We start from the raw sequence: 473 nt of genomic DNA, 5'->3' as shown, positions 1-473 counted from the left end.
GCGCAGGATGGCGAGGCTGTTGGCCTGCAGCTCGATGCGTCCGCCCGCGACCGGATCGGCGATCCGCCAGCGCGCGTCGATCGCGGGAAGGGCGAAGGGCTGGAGGCCCGCATCGTCGACCGAGCGGAGACCCTGGAACGCCCAGGCCGCGATCGAGACGTAGCTGTCGCCGTCGATCCGCTCCACGTTGACGAAGGACCGCAGGCGGTCGTCGCGGGAAATGTCGTAGCGGCGCAGGAAGGTGCGGTCGGTGACGTAGCGGCCCGATGCGGTGAGGCTCCAGACGGGATCGAACTGGAGCTTGCCGTTCGCCTCGACATAGCCGCGAACGTCCTCGTTCCGGGCGCCCTCGGGCGCCGTGACCGTGATCGGCAGGCGCGACCCGTGCGTAAGGTAGCCGGCGACCTGGAAGGCGCCGAGGCCGGTGAGCTGCCGGTAGCGCGCCTCCAGCATCGGCATCACCTCCGTATAGA

1 protein-coding gene is annotated in these 473 nt (G+C 70.0%); it reads right to left on the bottom strand.

Features of this window, described 5'->3' with window-relative positions; translation table 11 throughout:
- The coding region (lptD, locus tag AC2JF9_RS08840) for an LPS assembly protein LptD (protein ID WP_500727021.1) at positions 1 to 453 on the bottom strand (453 nt) is incomplete at its 3' end.
- Between the last annotated feature and the right edge of the window lie 20 nt (positions 454 to 473).

It is taken from the genome of Lactobacillus sp. C449L (genome assembly GCF_059900815.1).
This window is presented reverse-complemented; position numbering and strand designations above follow the sequence as displayed.